Source organism: Azospirillum canadense (assembly GCF_025961225.1).
In the GTDB taxonomy this organism is placed as follows: domain Bacteria; phylum Pseudomonadota; class Alphaproteobacteria; order Azospirillales; family Azospirillaceae; genus Azospirillum; species Azospirillum canadense.
In genome coordinates this window covers 2,049,947-2,068,926 of record NZ_JAOQNG010000001.1, presented here as the reverse complement: position 1 = coordinate 2,068,926, position 18,980 = coordinate 2,049,947, and the positions used below count along the sequence as shown (strand labels likewise).

Here is an 18,980-nt window from a genome sequence, read left to right as displayed (position 1 = left end):
CGCAACCGGTTTCGGCTGCGACCTCTTGTGCCACTCCGGCCCGGACATTTACCTTCACGAACGGAGGAAATGCCCGGCCAGGGGGTGCGCATGCCGTACATCATGTGGCGGAGCAGGATGAGCGTCGGGATCGAGCGGATCGACGAAGATCACAAACAAATGATCCGCTGCGTGAACGACCTGGACCAAGCGATCAACCAAGCGGCCTATGATCCGCGGTTGACCGCCCAGACCCTGCTGCGCCTGTGCGAATACACGAAGTCCCATTTCGACCGCGAGGAGAAGCTAATGCTCGCCGTCGAATACCCGGACTATGCCGTGCACAAGCTGCAGCACGACACCGCCCGGCGGGCGCTGCAGGACATCTGCGAAGAGTTCATGGAGGAACCGGCGAAGATGGTCGCCGAGCGCATCTACAAATTCGCCGCGGAATGGCTCGTCCAGCACATCCTCATGGCGGATATGAAGATGGTTCCTCACATCGTCGGGCCGAACGCTCTGGCGAAGACGGCGTAACCGCCTCCTGGATCATTGCCGGCCGGGCCGCCGTCTTCTGGATCGCCGTGTTCCGGACCACGATACCGGGCTGGTCCGGGATGCCGTAACGCCGGTATTCGCGCGCCAGCCGCCCGGACAGCGCGAGGCCCAGCAGGCGGTAGTCGGACAGCAGGGAGGCGACCGGCGCCTCCAACGTCTTCGGCCGGTTGCGCTCCACCAGGAAATGGCCCAGCCACGCCGCACCATAGCCCACCAGCGGGGCGGCCAGCAGCGCGCGCCGGTCGCGCCGCAGCAATCCCACCGCCAGCAGCGCGGTGGCCGCCGCCGTGCCGGTGACGTGCAGCGCGCGGTTCACCGGGTGCCGGTGCTGCTCCAGATACTCCGGCCAGAAATTGCGATCGGTCATGCGGCACCTCCCGTCGATGGGAACGCCGCGCCGTATCCGGCGGTTCCGTCTTGCACGATGCCCGCCGTGCTGGAAGGATGCGCGGGCCCTCCAACCAACCCAGCGGAACCGATTGGCATGCGCTTCACCGGCACCGAGTCCTACGTCGCCACCGAGGATCTGATGGTCGCGGTCAACGCGGCCATCACGTTGCAGCGCCCGCTGCTGGTGAAGGGGGAGCCCGGCACCGGCAAGACCGTGCTGGCGCAGGAGATCGCCCGCTCGCTCAACCGGCCGCTGCTCGCCTGGCACATCAAGTCGACGACCAAGGCGCAGCAGGGCCTTTACGAGTACGACGCGGTCAGCCGCCTGCGCGACAGCCAGCTGGGCGAGGAGCGGGTGCACGACATCGGCAACTACATCGTCCGCGGCAAGCTGTGGGAGGCGTTCGAGGCTCCGGTGCCGCCCGTCCTGCTGATCGACGAGATCGACAAGGCCGACATCGAGTTTCCCAACGACCTGCTGCTCGAACTCGACCGCATGGAATTCCACGTCTACGAGACGCGGCAGACGATCAAGGCGGCGCAGCGGCCGATCGTCATCATCACCTCCAACAACGAGAAGGAACTGCCGGACGCCTTCCTGCGCCGCTGCTTCTTCCACTACATCCGCTTCCCCGACCGCGAGACGATGGAGCGCATCGTCGAGGTTCACTATCCGAACCTGAAGCGCGATCTGCTGCGCGAGGCGATGTCGCTGTTCTACGCGCTGCGCGACGTGCCTGGTTTGAAGAAGAAGCCCTCCACGTCGGAGCTTCTGGATTGGTTCAAGCTGCTGATGGTGGAGGACGTGGATCCGGACACGCTGCGCGCCAAGGACGCCCGTACCCTGATCCCGCCGCTCTGCGGCGCCCTGCTGAAGAACGAGCAGGACGTGCACCTGCTGGAACGGCTGGCCTTCCTCGCCAAGCGGGAGGGGCGGTGAGGGCCGGGCTTTCCCCGGCCGCTTGATCGACATCAACGACGTGGCCCGGCGGGGAGGTCCAGGATGCCCCCATGGCCCGCCTGCTGTCCTTCCTCGCGCTTCTGGTCCTGATCGCTGGTCTCCCCGGCGGCGGTGCGGTGCCCCTGCGCGCTCCGGAGGGGATGCATCACGCGCAGCCGCATGTGGCGTTTCACCCGCAGGCGGTCGACGCCGCGTCGCATTGCGGCACCCCGGACGAGGCCCCTTGCGACCACCCGGACACCCCCGCGGCACCGGGCCGGGACCACGCCCATGCCACCGCGGGCTGCCTCTGCCTGACCGGGGCCTGCGATCTGGCCGGCCTGCCGGTCCGCGTCGGCGCTCCCTTCGCCCATCGCGTGGCGGCCGTCCTGCCGGGTGGTGAGGACGCGCCAGCCGCCGTCGCCCACGCGCCGCCCCTGCCGCCGCCGCGCGCCTGACTCAACCGTCGTTCCGTCGCCTTTTCCCCGACATCGGGCCGCGCCGCCTTTCACGGCTCCGGCGCGCCTGCCGAACACGCGCGAGTCACATCATGACCATGACCCACTACATGGAACTGCTGGCCGTCAACCAGCCCTGGAACCTGCTGATCTTCATGGCCGTCCCCGTCATCCTGGCGGAGACGGTGGCGATCAGCGAGCTGTATCTGCTTTACAGCCGCAACTACGACAGCCCGGTGCGGCTGGTGAACCGCTGGGCCGGCGTCACCGTCGGCGTCTACTTCACCGGCGTCTTCGCCTACCTGCTGCAGAACGCGGTCATTCCGCTGACCACCGGCGGCGGCTGGCGCGGGCCGGCCGACGTGCTGGCGGTCGGCTTCTACCTCGCCGGCATCGTCCCGCTGGGCGGCATCGCGCTGCTGGACCTCGGGTTTGTCGCGCGGGGGCGCGGCGAGCACGGCCGCATGGCGATCCACGCGGCGTTGGTCGGCCTGTTCCTGATCGTGGCGCACGTTGCCATGATTTTCGGCATGCTCGACCCGACGCTCCTCTCCGGCGCCGCGGCCGCGACCGCCCACATGCACTGAGCAAACGAAAAGCCCTCTCCCATCCAGGATAGGAGAGGGCTTTTCGGCCTTACGGCGCCTTCCTATGGCGCGATGAACACGCTGCGGTGCCGACCGACCTCGCCGCTGGCCCCGTCCGTCGCCAGCACGGTTACGTCGGTCGAGCCCGACGCCACCGCCCCACGCGGCACGCGGACGAAGATGCGGTAGGTCGCTACCGAGTCCGGTTCCGCTCCCAGCGTCAGGGCCGGGCCGGACTGGCCGTCCACGCTGGCGACCGACAGTTCCGCGTTCCTCAGCCCGTCCACCGACAGGCGGTAGGTGCGCGCGCCGTGCGTCTTGTTGAGGATCTTGATGGTGTAGGCGTTCTGCACGTCGCCGTCCGAGAGCATTACGAACAACGGCGCGCGGTCGCGCAGCACGCTGACGTCCAGGTTCGGCCGCATCGCCAGCGACACCACCATCATCCCCGCCACCACCAGCATGATCAGGGCGTAGATCACCGTGCGCGGGCGGATCAGGCGGACGGTCGCCGACTGCCCCTCGGCCTTGGCGACCTGGTTGGATCGGGTGTCGAACAGCACCAGGTCGCCCGGTCGGCCGATCTGGGCCATCACCTCGTTGCAGGCGTCGACGCACAATCCGCAGCCGATGCAGGAGATCTGCTGCCCCCGGCGGATGTCGGTGCCGGTCGGGCAGACGTGGACGCACAGCTTGCAGTCGATGCAGTCGCCGTGGCCCTCCGCGGTCCGCTCCTCCCAGCTCTGCGACTTGCGCAGCGGCGCACGGCCCTCGCCGCGCCAGTCCTGGTAGGTGACGATGTGGGTGTCCTCGTCCACCATGGCCGCCTGGAAGCTGCGCCAGGGGCAGACGTAGATGCAGATCTGCTCCCGCGCCCAGCCGGCGAAAAAGTAGGTGGTGGCGGTGAACAGGCCCGCGAAGGTCACCACGCCGCGCGACACCTCTCCGGTAGCGATTTCCCGCAGCAGGGTCGGCGCGTCGTTGAAGTAGAAGATCCAGGCGCCGCCGGTGATCAGGCTGATCAGCACCCAGACGGCGTGCTTGGACGCCTTGCGCGCCAGCTTGTGCGCGGTCATCGGCGCCTTGTCCAGGCGGATGCGCTCGGTCCGCGGGCCTTCCAGCTTGCGCTCCACCCACAGGAACAGGTCGGTCCACACCGTCTGCGGGCAGGCATAGCCGCACCAGACGCGCCCGAACAGGGTGGTGGCGAAGAAGATGCCGAAGGCGCCGATGATCAGCAGGCCGGTCAGGTAATAGACCTCCTGCGGCCAGATCTCGATCCAGAAGAAGTAAGCGCGGCGGCCGACCATGTCGACCAGCACGGCTTGGTCCGGAATGCCCGGCCCGCGGTCCCAGCGGATCCACGGCGTGACGTAGTAGATGCCCAGCAGGATCACCAGCGCCAGCCACTTCAGCCGGCGGAACCGGCCGTGGACGTCGGCGGGATAGACCTTCGGGCGCTGGATGAACCACCGCTGTCCCGGCTCTTCAGCGTCGGTTGCGGCGGGAACATGAGAGGAGAGGGACATGGTTTGCGACCTCGCGCTGACGCGACTGCCAACCTAGCCCCTCCTTTATAAGCCTTCGGTGATGTAGTCACATTGCGGCAAATCAACGCTTTGGCCGGAAACGGATCTACACGCCGTCGCCGCGCAGTTCCGCCAGCCCGTCCTCGTAGGCGCGGTCGAACAAGGCCTCCAGCCGGGGGTTGATCCCGCGCAGGCCGCCGACCACCGCGTGGGCCCATTCGAAATACTCGACCTTGCGGGTCAGGGGCCAGTCGGCGGGCGGGCTGTAGGCCATGGAGCGCAGGTTCGACACCTTGTCGGCCAGCTTCACCAGCTTCGCGCGGGGGGAGGCGGTGGGGGCGGTGTCGATCTGCCGCTGCTTGCGCTCCGCCTTGCGCAGGCGCTTGTCGTCGGTTGTCTCGGCCACCACGCTGGCGACCTCCGCGCCGAAATGCCGCTCGATCTCCTCGTAGCTGGCGTCGGTGTCCTCCAGCGTGTCGTGCAGCAATGCTGCGATGACGACGACCGGGTCCTTGCCCTCCGTCGCCTCGGCGACCAGGAACGCCACCTCCGACAGGTGGTTGATGTAGGGCTCGGCGCGCACGCCCTTGCGGCGCTGGTCGATGTGCTTGTGCGCGGCGAATTCCAGCGCGCGGGCGAAGTCGAGGAGTGCGGTCATAATCTACCTGGCTGGAGTTCCGGGCATAGCGTTCCCGGCTTGGCGTTCCCGGCTTGGCGTTCCGGGCGGGTCGGCGCTACGATGAATGGGACGGGCGGAGGGACGGCGTGTTCACGAATTTCTTCTTCGAGCTGCGCAAGGCGGGCGTGCCGGTCTCGCTGAACGAGTACCTGACGCTCATGGAGGCCATGAAGCGCGGCGTCGCCGCCTTCCGCGTCGATGACTTCTATTACCTCAGCCGGGCCTGCCTGGTGAAGGACGAGCGCAACCTGGATCGCTTCGACCACGTCTTCGGCCGGACCTTCCAGGGACTTGCGGCCGAAGGGGGCGAGAGCGGCGAGGAAATCCCCGTCGTCGACCTGCCGGAGGAATGGCTGCGCAAGCTGGCGGAGCGCTTCCTGACCGACGAGGAGAAGGCGCAGATCCAGGCGCTCGGCGGCTGGCAGAAGCTGATGGAGACGCTGGCCCAGCGACTGGCGGAGCAAAAGGGCCGGCACCAGGGCGGCTCCAAATGGATCGGCACGGCCGGCACCTCGCCCTTCGGCGCCTACGGCTACAACCCGGAAGGGGTGCGCATCGGCCAGCACGAATCCCGCAACCGCCGCGCCGTGAAGGTGTGGGACAAGCGGGAGTTCAAGAACCTGGACGACCAGGTCGAGATCGGCACCCGCAACATCAAGGTGGCGCTGCGCCGCCTGCGCAAGTTCGCCCGCAGCGGGGCGGCCAGCGAGCTTGACCTGCCCGGCACCATCCGCGCCACGGCCAGCAACGCCGGCTGGCTGGACCTGAAGATGGTGCCGGAGCGGCACAACGCCGTGAAGGTGCTGCTGTTCCTGGACATCGGTGGGTCCATGGACGACCACATCCGCTTGGTCGAGGAGCTGTTCTCCGCCGCCCGGACGGAGTTCAAGCACTTGGAGCACTTCTACTTCCACAATTGCGTGTACGAGAGCGTCTGGCGCGACAACCACCGCCGCCATGACGAGCGCACACCGACCTGGGACGTCCTGCACACCTATCCGGCCGACTACAAGCTGGTCTTCGTCGGCGACGCGGCCATGAGCCCCTATGAGATCGTCTACGCCGGCGGCAGCGTCGAGCACTGGAACGAGGAACCGGGGCAGGCCTGGATGCAGCGCCTGCTGTCGGTTTACAGCCGGGCCGTCTGGCTGAACCCGACGCCGCAGCCTTACTGGGGCTACACGGAGAGCACGCGCATCCTGCAACGCCTGATGGACAACCGCATGTACCCGCTGACCCTGGAAGGGCTGGACGCGGCGATGCGGGAGCTGCTGCGGTGACGCGACACAATCGCCCGTAGACGAATGTCCGCGCTTTTCCTTTGGAAAGCGTTCCGGCGTTCCCATAGTGTGCGGGGGTATGCGCCGGTCGCGCGAATAATCCCAGCCGTCAGCCTCATGAAGCCTTTCTTCCTATCGGTGTGCCGTCGCGGCGGGCGGGGCTGGCCCGTGTGCCTGCGGGCGACCGTCCTGCCGGTCCTGCTGGGAGCGCTCGCCTTTCTGATGACGCTGGGGGGCGGGCTTTCGCGCGCGGCGCACGCGGAGGCCGGCGGCGTCCTGTTCATCTCCTCCTTCAGCCTGACCGTCAGCTGGACCGAGGCGATGCTCGACGCCGCGCGGGAGGAGCTGGCCGTGCGCGGCGACCCGGTGAACCTGTATGTCGAGATGCTCGACCGCGTCCGCTTTCCCGACCGGCCGGACGACAAGGCCTGGGCGGAGTTCCTGCGGGTCAAGTACCGTGACGCCCACCCCCGCGTGATCATCGCCGACGGGGCGCCGGCCATCCGGTTCGTGGCGGAGCATGGGCGGTCGCTGTTCGGCGACGCGCCGGTCGTCGGCATCTTCCCGAATTTCGACATTCTGGGTGCCGCCGGCACGGCGGTCGCGGTGCGCGTGACGACTGGCCCGCACATCGACCAGACGGTTGAGATGGCGCTGGCCCAGAACCCGGCCGCCACCCGGCTGGTCATCGTGTCCGACGACACGGCGCCGTCGCATCACCTCGCGCGGATCGCCCGCACGGCGCTGGCCCGAAATCCCGCCCGCCCGATGGCGGTCGAACACCTCCACGACCTGACCGTGGAGGAGCTGGAGCGCCGCCTTGCCGCCCTGCCGCCCGGCAGCATCGTCCTCTACACCCACGTCACGGTGGACCGGACCGGCCGCCATTACCGGCCCGACGCGGTGGCGGCGCGTCTGGCCCAGGTGTCGTCCGCGCCGGTCTATGTGCTGTTCGACAGCGACATCGGCACCGGCGTCGGCACCGGGGTTGTGGGCGGCTACGTCAACGATTCCGGCATCGCCGGGCGTGTCGCCACCCAGGCGGCGCTTCGGCTTCTGGCCGACGGCCCGTCGGAACGGGCGGAGCCGGCGGAGGAGCATTATTCCTCGCAGCCTGTGGTGGACTGGCGGCAGCTGCGCCGCTGGGGCATCGACGAGCGCGCGCTACCGCCCGGCACGGAGGTCCGCTTCCGCCAGCCGTCGATCCTGGAGGCCCATTTCGCCGAGGCGATGATCGGGCTCGTCTTCATCGGGGTGCTGGCGCTTCTCCTCGGCCTCGTCTTCGTCCTGTTCGTGCAGCGGGGCCGCCACGCCCATGCCCTGAGCGAGGCGAACAGCCGCCTGGAGGAGCGCGTCGCCCTGCGCACCCGCGACATCGAGCGCGCGCTGGCCGGCGAACAGATGGCGCGCCAGCGCCTGCGCACCTTCCTCGACATGGCGACTCACGAATTCAAGACGCCCCTGGCGGTGATCGACAGTTCGGTGCAGATGCTGGAGCGGCTGGTGCCGACGGAGCGCGACGGGGTGGGCAGCCGCCTGGCCCTGATTCGCCGCTCGGTGCGGCGCGTGATCGACCTGATCGAGACCTGCCTCGCCGGCGACCGCGTCGACGAGGAATTGCCGGTGAAGATCGCTTCCTTTGCCCCGGCATCGATGGTCCAGCGCGTGATCGACCGCCAGCGCAGCCTCGGTTCGGCCATCGTCGCGGACATCGCCGGCCTGCCGGAAACCTGCACGGCCGACCCCGACCTTCTTGGCATCGCGCTGGACGTGCTGCTCGACAACGCCCGCCGCTACGGCCCCGACGACGCCGCCATCGACCTGACGGCCGGGCAGGAGGGCGCTGCCCTGGTCCTCTCCGTCGCCGACCGCGGCCCCGGCATCCCGGCGGAGGAGGTGGGGCGCGTCTTCGAGAAATATTACCGCGGGACCCACAGCGCTGGCGTCCCCGGCACCGGCATCGGCCTGACCCTCGTCCGGACCATCGCCGACCTGCACGGCGGCACCGTCACCCACCACCCGCGCGACGGGGGCGGGGCCGTCTTCGTGCTGTCCGTGCCGGTGGAGTGGGAACGGCGGGCCGGGTCCGTGGAGCGGCGGCTCACCATCCAATAACAGCTGGCCAATGAATAGCTGGCCAATGAACAGTCGGCCCGCTCTGCGGCAGCGCACGTGAAAGAGCCCGGTCCTTCGGGAAGGACCGGGCTCTTTCACGGCATCACCAAACTGAAGCTGGTTCGCTCAGTCGAGGATCGCCCGAACGTCGCCGAGCAACTCGGCCGTCGTCGGGGCCGCCGCCGCGCCACCGACGACGTCGATGTGGCGCGCGAGATGCGCCTCGACGCGGCGCAGCAGCGAAAGCGTGTCATGGGGAGCGGCCTGACGGTTAGCCATGCCTTCATTCACAGTCATCATCGTGTCCATCGCCCGGATCTCTCTGTTCTTCCGTACCTTGAACGGAACATCGGCGGAGGAGCGTGGCGCTCCCTCGTCCACTCTGTGTGCGTGGTACGAACATCGCCCTGTCCGGGTTAACAAATTATGTATGCTATTCTTGCAAAAAGGTGGTGGTTTGGTGCTCGCTTGTGTCTCCGCATCAAGCTTTATGAGGCTTTGAGCACATTCACCGCTGCGAAGCGTAAAAGCGTTTTACGCTGATGGTTTCTCAAGCAACCAATTTCTCCACCATTGCCTCGGTGGGAGAACAAGGATATAAATCCTATGATTTCGAATTTTTGGCGGTCAGGGCGCGTGCAACATCATCGCATTTCATGTTTCACGGTGTTTCATAACGTTTCACCCAACGCTCCGGGCGCCGCCGCCGGCGAGGCTGCCGACTTCGGTAGGAATGTTTTGATTGTGGCGATGCTGGTGGTCGCAAAGCGGGATGGGGCCATTCTTCCTTCGATTCTGGTGCTTTTCAGCAACAGGATGGATGCGCGATGGAATCCTGGTCGGTTGTCTCTTGTGCGCCTTTGCGCCGGCCTCAAAACCTATTCGTACACAAACGTGATAGGGCGTCACAGGGGGACGAGGGGCATGGGGGTTGTTCTCGCGCGGATCGGCATCAGCGCCAAAATCTACAGCGTGGTGGCGATGCTGGCCGTGGTCGCGATGGCCGTCGGGGGCGTCGGCCTTTACGGCATGCAGATCTATGATCAGAAGGTCGACCAGATCCAGAACCTGTCGCAGCGGGCTTTGATCGCGGAGCAGGTCAATGGGCTGATTTTCAAGGTCGTTATGGACAGCCGCGGCATCTACGCCGCCAAGACGACCGACGAGGCCGTTCCCTTCGCCAAGGGCATCCGCGCCTCGACTGACACCATGCGTCAGCTGCTCGGAAATTGGGAGAACCTGACCCCGCCCGACCGCCGGGCCGAACTCGCGGACATCCGCAAGAGTGCGCAGGGCTTCATCGACAGCCGGAACGAGGTTGCCCGCGTGGGCACCGAGGTGAGCCCCGACATGGCCCGCAAGGCCGGCGACACTCCGGAGGCGCGCGCCGTCCGCACCAAGCTGGGGCAGGACATCGAGGTGGTGTCCAAGCAGAGCATGGCCGTCGTCCAGAAGGCCAACGACGACCTGGACGACTTCTACAACCTCATGATCACCATCATGCTGGCGGTCGGCGGCGGCGGCACGCTGGCGGCCATCCTGCTGGGCGTCATGGTTTCGCGCGCGGGCATCTGCCGTCCGGTCGCGGGGATCACGGACACCATGGCGCGCCTCGCGACCGGCGACATCTCCGTGGCGATCCCCGGCCTCGACCGCGGGGACGAGATCGGCGGCATGGCCAAGGCCGTGGAGGTCTTCAAGAGGAACGCCGTCGACCGCGACCGCATGATGGCCGCGGAGGAGGAGGAACGCCGCGCCAAGGAACAGCGTGCGCAGGCGCTGGAGCGGCTGGTCGAGACCTTCGACGCGAACGTCTCGGGCATGCTGCGCACCGTGGCGTCGGCCGCGACGGAGCTGGAGGCGACGGCCCAGAGCATGCTGACGACCGCCGACCAGACCAAGGGCCGTGCGGCGGGCACCGCGGCGGCGGCCGAGCAGGCGTCGGTCAACGTGCAGACCGTGGCGTCGGCCACCAACCAACTGACCGCCTCGATCACGGAGATCAGCGGGCAGGTGTCGCGCTCGACCAGCATCGCCAGCTTGGCGGTCAGCGAGGCGCAGCAGACCAACGAGCGTGTCCAGGGACTCGTGGCGCAGGCGCAGCGGATCGGCGACGTGGTGAAGCTGATCACCGACATCGCCAGCCAGACCAACCTGCTGGCGCTGAACGCCACCATCGAGGCAGCTCGGGCCGGGGAGGCCGGCAAGGGCTTCGCCGTCGTGGCGTCGGAGGTGAAGAACCTCGCCAACCAGACCGCCAAGGCCACCGACGAGATCGCCGGCCAGATCGCCTCGATGCAGGAGGCGACCAGCGGTGCGGCGTCGGCAATCGGCGGAATCGGCGACACGATCGGCACCATCAACGAGATCGCCACCATCATCGCCTCTGCCATCGAGGAGCAGGGCTCGGCGACCGGCGAGATCGCCCGCAACGTCCAGGAAGCCGCGCAGGGCACCCATCTCGTCACGACCAACATCACCGATGTGAGCGAGGGCGCCACCCAGACCGGCTCCGCCGCCACCCAGGTGCTGGGGGCGGCCGGCGAGCTGTCCCGCCAGTCGGAGAACCTGCGGGCGGAGGTGGAGCGCTTCCTGGCCGGCATCCGCGCCGCCTGAACGGGACCGCCTGAATGGCACTGAAGGGGCGGCGGGGGCGCGTCACCCCGCCGCCCGGGGTGGTTGACCGCCGTCCATTGAACTCCGGGGCCGCTTTCGACCAGGGGCGCGCGCTCCCTTCGGAGTGTGTGGATGCGCGAAATCACCCCCATCGCGGTCGCCCGCGGCGACGGCATCGGCCCCGAGATCACGGACGCCGTGCTCTTCGTGATGGACGCCGCCGGCGCCCGCCTGAAATTACCCTCGCGGCCTTTTGCCCCATCCCTCGGCCATGTCGCCCTGTGTTCTAAGCTGCCGCTTTGCTGCACTGGCCCCGGACAACGAGGCGAGCATGATCCAAGACACCATCCCCGCAGCCTCCCTTTTGACGCAGGATGCGCCGCACTATGGCTATCGCGACTCCTGCGTCGTGGACATCGGCCCGGCCTCCGTCAGCATTGACGAGGTGATCCCGGCCTTCTTCGCCTCCACCCCCCGGTGGGTCGACCGATTGCTCGCCTTGCGCAACGCGCTGGTCACGCCGCTGGGGCTGAAGACCGGGCCGATGGGCGCGCCCGACATCGCGCCGCCCTTCCAGGTCGGGCAGTCCATCGGCGTGTTCCGCATCATTGCCCTGACCGGGGATGAGGCCGTGTTCGGGGAGGACGACCGGCATCTCGACTTCCGGGTCTCGCTGCTCCTGCAAAGGGGGGAGCGGGGGAACAGCCTTGCCGTTTCCACCATCGTCAAAATCAACAACGGGCTCGGCACCGGCTATTTCGCCGTGGTGAAGCCCTTTCACCGCCTGATTGTCACGGTTATGGCCCGCAACGTCGCCCGGCGATTGCGCTCGCGCTGATTTGCGGCGTCTCATGCCGGGGCCGCGTCACCGCGCCGCCCACCTCCGGCGGAGCGCGCATGTTGAACGTCCAGGGGATTTTCGACTAGGGTCGCGCGTTCCCTCTGGAGTGTGTGGATGCGCGAAATCACCCCCATCACGGTCGCCCGCGGCGACGGCATCGGCCCCGAGATCACGGACGCCGTGCTCTTCGTGATGGACGCCGCCGGCGCCCGCCTGAAGGTGGAAGAGGTTCCGGCGGGCGAGGCGGTCTACCGCCGCGGCCACGCGGGCGGGCTCGACGCCGCGGGCTGGGGCTCGATCCGCCGCACCCGCGTCTTCCTGAAGGGGCCGATCACCACGCCCCAGGGCTACGGCAACAAGTCGCTGAACGTCACCGCGCGCACCACGCTGGGGCTGTTCGCCAACGTGCGGCCCTGCGTGGCCTACCATCCCTACGTCCGCTCCCGCCATTCGCGCATGGACGTGGTGATCATCCGCGAGAACGAGGAGGACCTCTACGCCGGCATCGAGCATCGGCAGACCGACGACGTGATCCAGTCGGTGAAGCTGATCTCCCGCCCGGGGTCGGAGCGCATCGTGCGCTATGCTTTCGACTACGCCCGCGCCAACCACCGGCGCAAAGTGACGGCCTTCGTCAAGGACAACGTCATGAAGATGACGGATGGCCTGTTCCTGAAGATCTTCCACGAGATCGCCGCCGAGTATCCGGAGATCAAGGCCGACCACATGATCGTCGACATCGGCGCCGCCCGGCTGGCCGACCAGCCGGAGCGCTTCGACGTCATCGTGACCCTCAACCTCTACGGCGACATCGTGTCCGACATCGCCGCCCAGATCACCGGCTCCGTCGGGCTGGCCGGCTCAGCCAACGTCGGCGACGCCTGCGCCATGTTCGAGGCGATCCACGGGTCCGCCCCGATGATCGCGGGGCAGGGGATCGCCAACCCCTCCGGCCTGCTGATGGCCGCCGTGATGATGCTGGTCCACATTGGCCAGGGCGACGTCGCCGCCCGCATCCACAACGCCTGGCTCAAGACCATCGAGGACGGGGTCCACACGGTGGACATCTTCACCCGCGGAGTCAGCCGCCGCCGCGTTGGCACCCAGGCCTTCGCCCAGGCGGTGGTGGAGCGGCTGGGCCAGATGCCGGTGACGCTGCCCAGCGTCGGCTATGCGGTCACCGCCCGCCCGGCCTATGAATCCGGCGTGCGCCTGTCGCCCCGCCGCATCGCGTTGAAGGAGCTGGTCGGGGTCGACGTCTTCCTGCACTGGTCGGGCGGCAGCCCGGACGAACTGGCCGGGCTGGTGCAGCCGCTGACCACGCCGGAGCTGGAGCTGGCCAGCATCTCAAACCGGTCCCAGAAGGTCTGGCCGGACGGCAACGCCGACGCCTTCTACACCGACCACTGGCGCTGCCGCTTCTCCGCCCGCGACGGCGCCACCGTGACCCACGGCGACATCGTGGAGCTGCTGGGCCGGCTCGCCGGCAACGGGCTGGATTTCACCCAGACCGAGAACCTGTGCAACTTCGACGGCAAATCCGGCTTTTCGGCGACGTGAAGGGCGAAGCCGTGGAATAATCGGCGCCTCACGGGCGTCCTGGATGGCAGGACGACCTTCCCAGGGAGCGCCGCCGCACCATGCCCCCGCCAGACCCTTCCTCGACAGCCGTCGATGCCGGCGCCATCGCCGCGCAGGTGCCGCGCCTGCGGCGCTACGCCGCCGCCCTGGTCGGCAACCTGCCCGACGCCGACGACCTCGTCCAGGACTGCGTCGAGAAGGCGCTGGCCAACCGGCACGCGCTGCGCGACGTGTCCCGGCTCGGCGGCTGGCTGCTGTCGATCCTGCACAACCTGCACGTTTCCGGCCTGCGCTGGCGGAAACGGCGCGGCGCCGAGGTGCCGGTGGAGGACCTCGCCGACGACCTTGCGCTCAGCGCGGAGCCGGCTGACCGCGGGTCGGTGCGCGACTTCGTCCGCGCCTTCGGCCAGCTGTCGGAGGAGCACCGGACCATCCTGCTGCTGACCGGCATGGAAGGGCTGTCCTACCGCGAGGCGGCGGAGGTGCTGGAGGTGCCGGTCGGCACGGTGATGTCCCGGCTCGCCCGCGCGCGGGAGCGCTTGCGCGTCCTTTTGGACGGCGGCGAGGAGACGGTGGTGAGGAGGATCAAGTGATGATCGCGGGAAATGGAGCGGGAAGCGGCGCTGGTCGGGGTGCCCCCGTGACCGAGGGCGACCTGCACGCCTGGCTGGACGGCGAACTGCCCGAGGACCGTCGCGACGACGTCGAACGCCACCTCGCCGACAATCCGGAGGACGCTCGCCGGTTCGAGCGCTACCGCACCCAGCGGGCCATGCTCAGCACATCCTTTGGCCCGCTGCTCGACCGCTCGCTGCCGGACACCCTGGCGCAGCCCTTCGCGCCGCCGGCCGGAATGGCGACCGGGGCGGTCGTCCGGCCGAAACGCCGCGTGGCGGTCTGGGCGCTGGCACTCGCCGCCTCGCTGTTGGTGTTCCTGGCCGGTGGGGCGATGGGCTGGCTGGCGCACGGCTGGACGGGGTATGGAACCGGAAGCGCCGCCTTCGTCGCGGATGCGGTCGCCGCGCACCGTGTCTTCGTGGTGGAGGTCCGCCACCCGGTGGAGGTCGGGGCCGACCAGGAAGCCCATCTGGTGGGCTGGCTTTCGAAACGCCTGGGCAAGCCGTTGCGGGCTCCGCGCCTGGCCGCCCAGGGCTATGATCTGGTGGGCGGGCGGCTGCTGTCCGACGCGCAGGGACCAGCCGCCCAGCTTATGTACCAGGATGCGGCGGGTCGCCGCATCACGCTCTACGTCCGGCCGTCCACCAATGGATCGGACACGTCCTTCCGGTTTGCCCAGGACGGCAACGTCCAAGCTTTTTACTGGAGGGACAATGGGTTGGCCTGGGCGGTAACGGGCGACCTCGATCGCGTCACCCTTTCGAACATAGCCGAGGAGGTGTACGGAGCGTTGAACTCATAAGACCCACAGACTTATGCACAGGAATGTTGCGCAAGCCCCCTATCCCTCAATGCGGCCATCTGGTAGCTTTGCCCCCAGTTGGCACAAAATATTGCGCCTTATGGAAAACGGCCGTCTGGTCGAAAGACATAATGGTTCATCAGGGCACCGGTTTTCGGACCACGGGAGACAGGGGATGAGTTGGACGGACGAACGAGTTCAGCAGCTGAAGGACCTCTGGGGCCAGGGCCTGAGCGCGAGTGAAATCGCGGACATCCTGGGCGACATCACCCGCAACGCCGTCATTGGAAAGGCACATCGTCTCGGTCTGTCGGGCAGGCCGTCGCCGATCAAGAAGAAGCCCACCCGCGGTGCAACGATCCTCGCCCTGACCGAGCGCATGTGCAAGTGGCCAGTTGGCGATCCGAAGCACCAGGACTTCCACTTTTGCGGCAAGCCCTCTCTGCCGGGCCTGCCTTACTGCGCGGAACACGCCGCGGTTGCCTACCAGCCGGCCTCCTCGGGCAAGAAGCGCGACGAGGACCGCAGCGTCGGCGCGGCCTGACGAACGCCTGACGGGCCCAGCAAGCCCAATGGGCAAATGGATTGATGCCATGATCCGGTAGCCGGGTGCTCCGACGATGGACGCCCGGCCGGCCGCTGGAAGGAAGCCGGTCCGATCAGGCCGGTGCCGCCGAGACGGCCCACCAAGCTCCGGCGACCAGCGCGACCGAAACGCCCGTCGCCACGGCACCCAGGCCGATCCCGGCCAACACGGCCAGCCCATCGCGCGCGATCAGCCCCAGGGCGGTGACCAGGACCGCCAGCCCCGGAAGGGTGTTTCCGAAGGGGATGGGCAGCGCGATCAACACTCCCATCAGAAGCACGAAGGCACCAAGCGGCCGCAGGACGCGCGCCCGCGTCAGCGCCGGATGACGCGCCCGCAGGGTGCGTTCCACCCGCTCGATCACCGGCGTTCCCTTGTCGACGAGCTTGTCGAGGGTTCCGCGCGACACCCGGCGCCGGCCGATCCAGCCGGGCACGCTCAGCCGGTCCCGCCCGGCGATCATCTGAAGGGCGACGGCGGCCAGCACGGTTCCGAACAGAAAGCCGGCCGGCAACCCCGGAGTGGGCACGATCGCCGGGATCGCCAGCGCCAGCAGAAGGAAGCCCGGCGCACGGTCGCCGAGGTGCCCGAACACCTCGCCCACCGTCGGCTTGTCCCCGTTGATCCGTCCCCGCAGGCGCTTCAGCAGCGCGGACGCCGTGGGCCGGTCCCCGGAACCCCGATCAGCTGCACCCCGATCAGCTGCACCCCGATCACCCGCTCCTGAATCCTTCGACTCCATTCCCCATCCCCGATCCCTTGTCCTGGCCGTGGATGTGGTGCGATGGCGCCCGGCGGGAAAGGGGCCGATGTTGATCCTGCCTTCCGGCAATCCTGCCCGTCAGTAATCCTCGACGCCGTGCTTCAGCTGGACCAGCCGGCCGCCCAGCAGCGACAGCATCAGCTGGACGACCGTTTCATGCACGATCAGCGTGTGGTGGTTCCCGCTGTCCTGCATGTGCTGGCGCAGCGCCTCCCGCACCGCCGCGACGCCCGTCACGTCGATCAGCACGTCCACCGCTTCCCCAAGCCGGGCGAAGTCCATGAAATCGGTCGTGGTGGCCACGCCCCGGGATCGGGCGAGGCGCATGCCCGGCGCCTCGGCGTCCAGGTCGGCGACGCCCAGCAGCTCCACGAAGGGGGCGTCGAGCAGCTTGTTCAGCAGCGGCGTACCGGTCTCGCCGGCGCCGATCACGGCGATGCGGAAGATGTCCTTGGCCATCGGGTCGTCCCGACTCCTGTTCGATGCGGGTGCGCTTTGCGCAAGAAAAAGGCGGGAAGCCGAGGCCCCCCGCCGCAATCTTACATCGACACACCATCCCGTTTGACCGGGACGAGGAGTCGCACCGGACGAAATGTTACGCCCAGGCAGCCATCTTCTTCTGCAGGTTCTCGTCCAGCTTGTCGAGGAACTGCTTGGTCGTCAGCCAGGGCTGCTCCGGACCGATGAGGATGGCGAGGTCCTTGGTCATGAAGCCGCTCTCGACGGTCTCGACGCAGACGCGCTCCAGCGTCTCGGCGAACTTCACGACGTCCGGGGTGTTGTCGAACTTGCCGCGGTAGGACAGGCCCTGGGTCCAGGCGTAGATCGATGCGATCGGGTTGGTCGACGTCTCCTTGCCCTTCTGGTGCTCGCGGTAGTGGCGGGTCACCGTGCCGTGGGCGGCCTCGGCCTCCACGGTCTTGCCGTCCGGCGTGATCAGCACCGAGGTCATCAGGCCCAGCGAGCCGAAGCCCTGCGCCACGACGTCCGACTCCACGTCGCCGTCGTAGTTCTTGCAGGCCCACACGAAGCCGCCTTCCCACTTCAGGGCCGAGGCGACCATGTCGTCGATCAGGCGGTGCTCGTAGACGAGGCCCTTCGCCTTGAACTGGGCGGCGTAGTGCTCCTCGAAGACCTTCTGGAAGATGTCCTTGAAGCGGCCGTCATAGGCCTTCAGGATCGTGTTCTTCGTCGACAGGTAGACCGGGTAACCGCGCTCCAGGCCGTACATGAAGCTGGAGTGGGCGAAGCCCTCGATCGACTCATCCAGGTTGTACATGCCCATGGCGACGCCGCCGCCCGGGAAGTCGAAGACCTCGTGCTCGATCGCCTCGCCGCCGCCTTCCGGCACCCACTTGATCGTGAGCTTGCCCTTGCCCGGAACGACGAAGTCCGTGGCCTTGTACTGGTCGCCGAAGGCGTGGCGGCCGATGATGATCGGCTTGGTCCAGCCCGGCACGTAGCGCGGAACGTTCGAGCAGACGATGGGCTCGCGGAAGACGGTGCCGCCAAGAATGTTGCGGATCGTGCCGTTCGGCGACTTCCACATCCTCTTGAGGTTGAACTCCTTCACCCGCGCCTCGTCCGGGGTGATGGTCGCGCACTTGACGCCGACACCGTACTGCTTGATCGCGTTGGCGGATTCGACCGTGACCTTGTCGTCCGTCTTGTCGCGGTTCTCAATGCCCAGGTCGTAGTACTTCAGGTCGATGTCCAGGTACGGCAGGATCAGCTTGTCTTTGATGAACTGCCAGATGATGCGCGTCATCTCGTCGCCGTCGAGTTCGACGACCGGATTGGCTACCTTAATCTTCGTCATGGGTGCGAGTTCTCCCCGAACGGGTAGGGGTTGTCTTTTCCTTGGACGCCGGACGCGCGGACCGGTGCGCGTTGGTCGGGTTACCGCCTGGGGCGGGATCCCGACTCCCCGGACGGAAACGGATCGCGGTTATATAGCACCGGGCCACCGCCGAAAGAAAGGACCCGAGGAGACGAAATCACCCTATGTCGCAGGGAAAGTGACACGGACGGCCGGATCTGGTCTTACCACTTGCCCGTTTTCAGAGTTTTTGTGACCGGATCTTCAGGGACGGCTCCGGTTCATGCGCCAATGCGTTGAAAACGTCGTCCACCTCATCCACCACGGTGAACAGGGCCCTGTGGCCGCTGTGCGCGAAGCCCTGCGCGATCATGTGGTCGACCAGCCCGAGCAGCGGGCGCCAGTAGCCGTCCACGTCCACGATGACCACCGGCTTGTCGTGCAGTCGCAGCTGCTTCCAGGTCAGGATCTCGAAGCTTTCGTCCAGCGTGCCGAAGCCCCCTGGCAACACCACGAAGGCGTCGGAGCGGTCCACCATCATGCGCTTGCGCGTGTGCATGCTGTCCACGACGACCAGTTCCGTCAGGCCGGTATGCTCGACCTCCGCGGACTGGATGTGCTCCGGGATGATGCCGACGACGGAGCCGCCGGACGCCAGGGCGGCGTCCGCGACGATGCCCATCAGCCCGACCCGCCCGCCGCCGTAGACCAGCTGGATGCCGTGGCGGGCCAGCCCCTCGCCCAAGCTGTGCGCGGCGTCCTTGTACACATCGGCGACCCGGCTGGAGGAGCCGCAGTAGACGCAAACGGACGTCAGGGTCTTCATCGCATACCCCTTT

20 protein-coding genes are annotated in these 18,980 nt (G+C 67.6%); 12 read left to right on the top strand and 8 right to left on the bottom strand.

The features are described 5' to 3' along the window. Nucleotides 1–90 precede the first annotated feature (90 nt). Entirely contained in the window at nt 91–516 is a 426-nt protein-coding gene (locus tag M2351_RS09820; RefSeq protein ID WP_264655913.1) for a bacteriohemerythrin, read from the top strand. On the opposite strand, the gene M2351_RS09815 is transcribed toward M2351_RS09820, so the two are convergent. Next, entirely contained in the window at nt 452–904 is a 453-nt protein-coding gene (locus M2351_RS09815; RefSeq protein WP_264655912.1) for a DUF962 domain-containing protein, read from the bottom strand. The genes M2351_RS09820 and M2351_RS09815 overlap by 65 nt on opposite strands. A 117-nt stretch (nt 905–1,021) precedes the next feature. Between M2351_RS09815 and M2351_RS09810 the strand changes: the two genes are divergently transcribed. From M2351_RS09810 to M2351_RS09800, 3 genes are all read left to right on the top strand, one after another. Continuing rightward, entirely contained in the window at nt 1,022–1,867 is an 846-nt protein-coding gene (locus M2351_RS09810; RefSeq protein WP_264655911.1) for an AAA family ATPase, read from the top strand. Nucleotides 1,868–1,938: 71 nt separating this feature from the next. Beyond that, complete coding sequence (locus M2351_RS09805; protein ID WP_264655910.1) at nt 1,939–2,325, top strand: hypothetical protein; 387 nt, start codon at nt 1,939–1,941, stop codon at nt 2,323–2,325. Between the two features lie 92 nt (nt 2,326–2,417). Further along, nucleotides 2,418–2,912: a DUF6803 family protein gene (locus tag M2351_RS09800; RefSeq protein WP_264655909.1), complete on the top strand. Its 495-nt coding sequence runs from the start codon at nt 2,418–2,420 to the stop codon at nt 2,910–2,912. Nucleotides 2,913–2,974: 62 nt separating this feature from the next. Here M2351_RS09800 and ccoG read toward each other — a convergent pair whose 3' ends face one another. Then, the gene (gene ccoG / locus M2351_RS09795; RefSeq protein ID WP_264655908.1) at nt 2,975–4,441 is read right to left on the bottom strand and encodes a cytochrome c oxidase accessory protein CcoG; all 1,467 of its coding nucleotides are present in this window, start codon (nt 4,439–4,441) and stop codon (nt 2,975–2,977) included. Between the two features lie 106 nt (nt 4,442–4,547). Further along, on the bottom strand, nt 4,548–5,099 hold the full coding sequence (locus M2351_RS09790; protein WP_264655907.1) for an HD domain-containing protein: 552 nt from the start codon (nt 5,097–5,099) through the stop codon (nt 4,548–4,550). Nucleotides 5,100–5,206: 107 nt separating this feature from the next. On the opposite strand from M2351_RS09790, the gene M2351_RS09785 reads away from it, so the two are divergent. Together M2351_RS09785 and M2351_RS09780 are read left to right on the top strand one after the other, a co-directional pair. Continuing rightward, the gene (locus M2351_RS09785; protein WP_264655906.1) at nt 5,207–6,400 is read left to right on the top strand and encodes a vWA domain-containing protein; all 1,194 of its coding nucleotides are present in this window, start codon (nt 5,207–5,209) and stop codon (nt 6,398–6,400) included. A gap of 117 nt (nt 6,401–6,517) precedes the next feature. After that, the gene (locus M2351_RS09780) at nt 6,518–8,515 is read left to right on the top strand and encodes a sensor histidine kinase (protein ID WP_264655905.1); all 1,998 of its coding nucleotides are present in this window, start codon (nt 6,518–6,520) and stop codon (nt 8,513–8,515) included. A gap of 126 nt (nt 8,516–8,641) precedes the next feature. On the opposite strand, the gene M2351_RS09775 is transcribed toward M2351_RS09780, so the two are convergent. Continuing rightward, nucleotides 8,642–8,824 carry a hypothetical protein gene (locus M2351_RS09775; protein WP_264655904.1) on the bottom strand — a complete coding sequence of 61 codons (183 nt, stop codon included), beginning with the start codon at nt 8,822–8,824 and terminating at the stop codon, nt 8,642–8,644. Between the two features lie 615 nt (nt 8,825–9,439). Here M2351_RS09775 and M2351_RS09770 point away from each other — a divergent pair. The 6 genes from M2351_RS09770 to M2351_RS09745 all read left to right on the top strand — a co-directional run bounded on the left by M2351_RS09770 (nt 9,440) and on the right by M2351_RS09745 (nt 15,517). Next, nucleotides 9,440–11,131 (top strand): methyl-accepting chemotaxis protein, encoded by a 1,692-nt coding sequence (locus M2351_RS09770; protein ID WP_264655903.1) that lies wholly within the window; start codon nt 9,440–9,442, stop codon nt 11,129–11,131. Between the two features lie 331 nt (nt 11,132–11,462). Further along, nucleotides 11,463–11,969: a DUF2867 domain-containing protein gene (locus M2351_RS09765; RefSeq protein ID WP_264655902.1), complete on the top strand. Its 507-nt coding sequence runs from the start codon at nt 11,463–11,465 to the stop codon at nt 11,967–11,969. 117 nt (nt 11,970–12,086) lie between these two features. Further along, entirely contained in the window at nt 12,087–13,532 is a 1,446-nt protein-coding gene (locus M2351_RS09760; RefSeq protein ID WP_264655901.1) for an NADP-dependent isocitrate dehydrogenase, read from the top strand. Nucleotides 13,533–13,612: 80 nt separating this feature from the next. Next, on the top strand, nt 13,613–14,146 hold the full coding sequence (locus tag M2351_RS09755) for an RNA polymerase sigma factor (protein ID WP_264655900.1): 534 nt from the start codon (nt 13,613–13,615) through the stop codon (nt 14,144–14,146). A gap of 47 nt (nt 14,147–14,193) precedes the next feature. Beyond that, nucleotides 14,194–14,973, top strand: coding sequence for an anti-sigma factor family protein (locus M2351_RS09750; protein ID WP_264655899.1), 780 nt, complete (start codon nt 14,194–14,196; stop codon nt 14,971–14,973). Nucleotides 14,974–15,148: 175 nt separating this feature from the next. After that, the gene (locus tag M2351_RS09745) at nt 15,149–15,517 is read left to right on the top strand and encodes a GcrA family cell cycle regulator (RefSeq protein WP_264655898.1); all 369 of its coding nucleotides are present in this window, start codon (nt 15,149–15,151) and stop codon (nt 15,515–15,517) included. A gap of 115 nt (nt 15,518–15,632) precedes the next feature. Here M2351_RS09745 and M2351_RS09740 read toward each other — a convergent pair whose 3' ends face one another. The 4 genes from M2351_RS09740 to M2351_RS09725 all read right to left on the bottom strand — a co-directional run bounded on the left by M2351_RS09740 (nt 15,633) and on the right by M2351_RS09725 (nt 18,967). Further along, on the bottom strand, nt 15,633–16,301 hold the full coding sequence (locus tag M2351_RS09740) for an exopolysaccharide biosynthesis protein (protein WP_264655897.1): 669 nt from the start codon (nt 16,299–16,301) through the stop codon (nt 15,633–15,635). Between the two features lie 99 nt (nt 16,302–16,400). Continuing rightward, nucleotides 16,401–16,781, bottom strand: coding sequence for an oxidoreductase (locus M2351_RS09735; RefSeq protein WP_264655896.1), 381 nt, complete (start codon nt 16,779–16,781; stop codon nt 16,401–16,403). 136 nt (nt 16,782–16,917) lie between these two features. Beyond that, the gene (locus M2351_RS09730; RefSeq protein WP_264655895.1) at nt 16,918–18,141 is read right to left on the bottom strand and encodes an NADP-dependent isocitrate dehydrogenase; all 1,224 of its coding nucleotides are present in this window, start codon (nt 18,139–18,141) and stop codon (nt 16,918–16,920) included. Between the two features lie 241 nt (nt 18,142–18,382). Then, nucleotides 18,383–18,967 (bottom strand): LOG family protein, encoded by a 585-nt coding sequence (locus tag M2351_RS09725; RefSeq protein WP_264655894.1) that lies wholly within the window; start codon nt 18,965–18,967, stop codon nt 18,383–18,385. Nucleotides 18,968–18,980 lie beyond the last annotated feature (13 nt).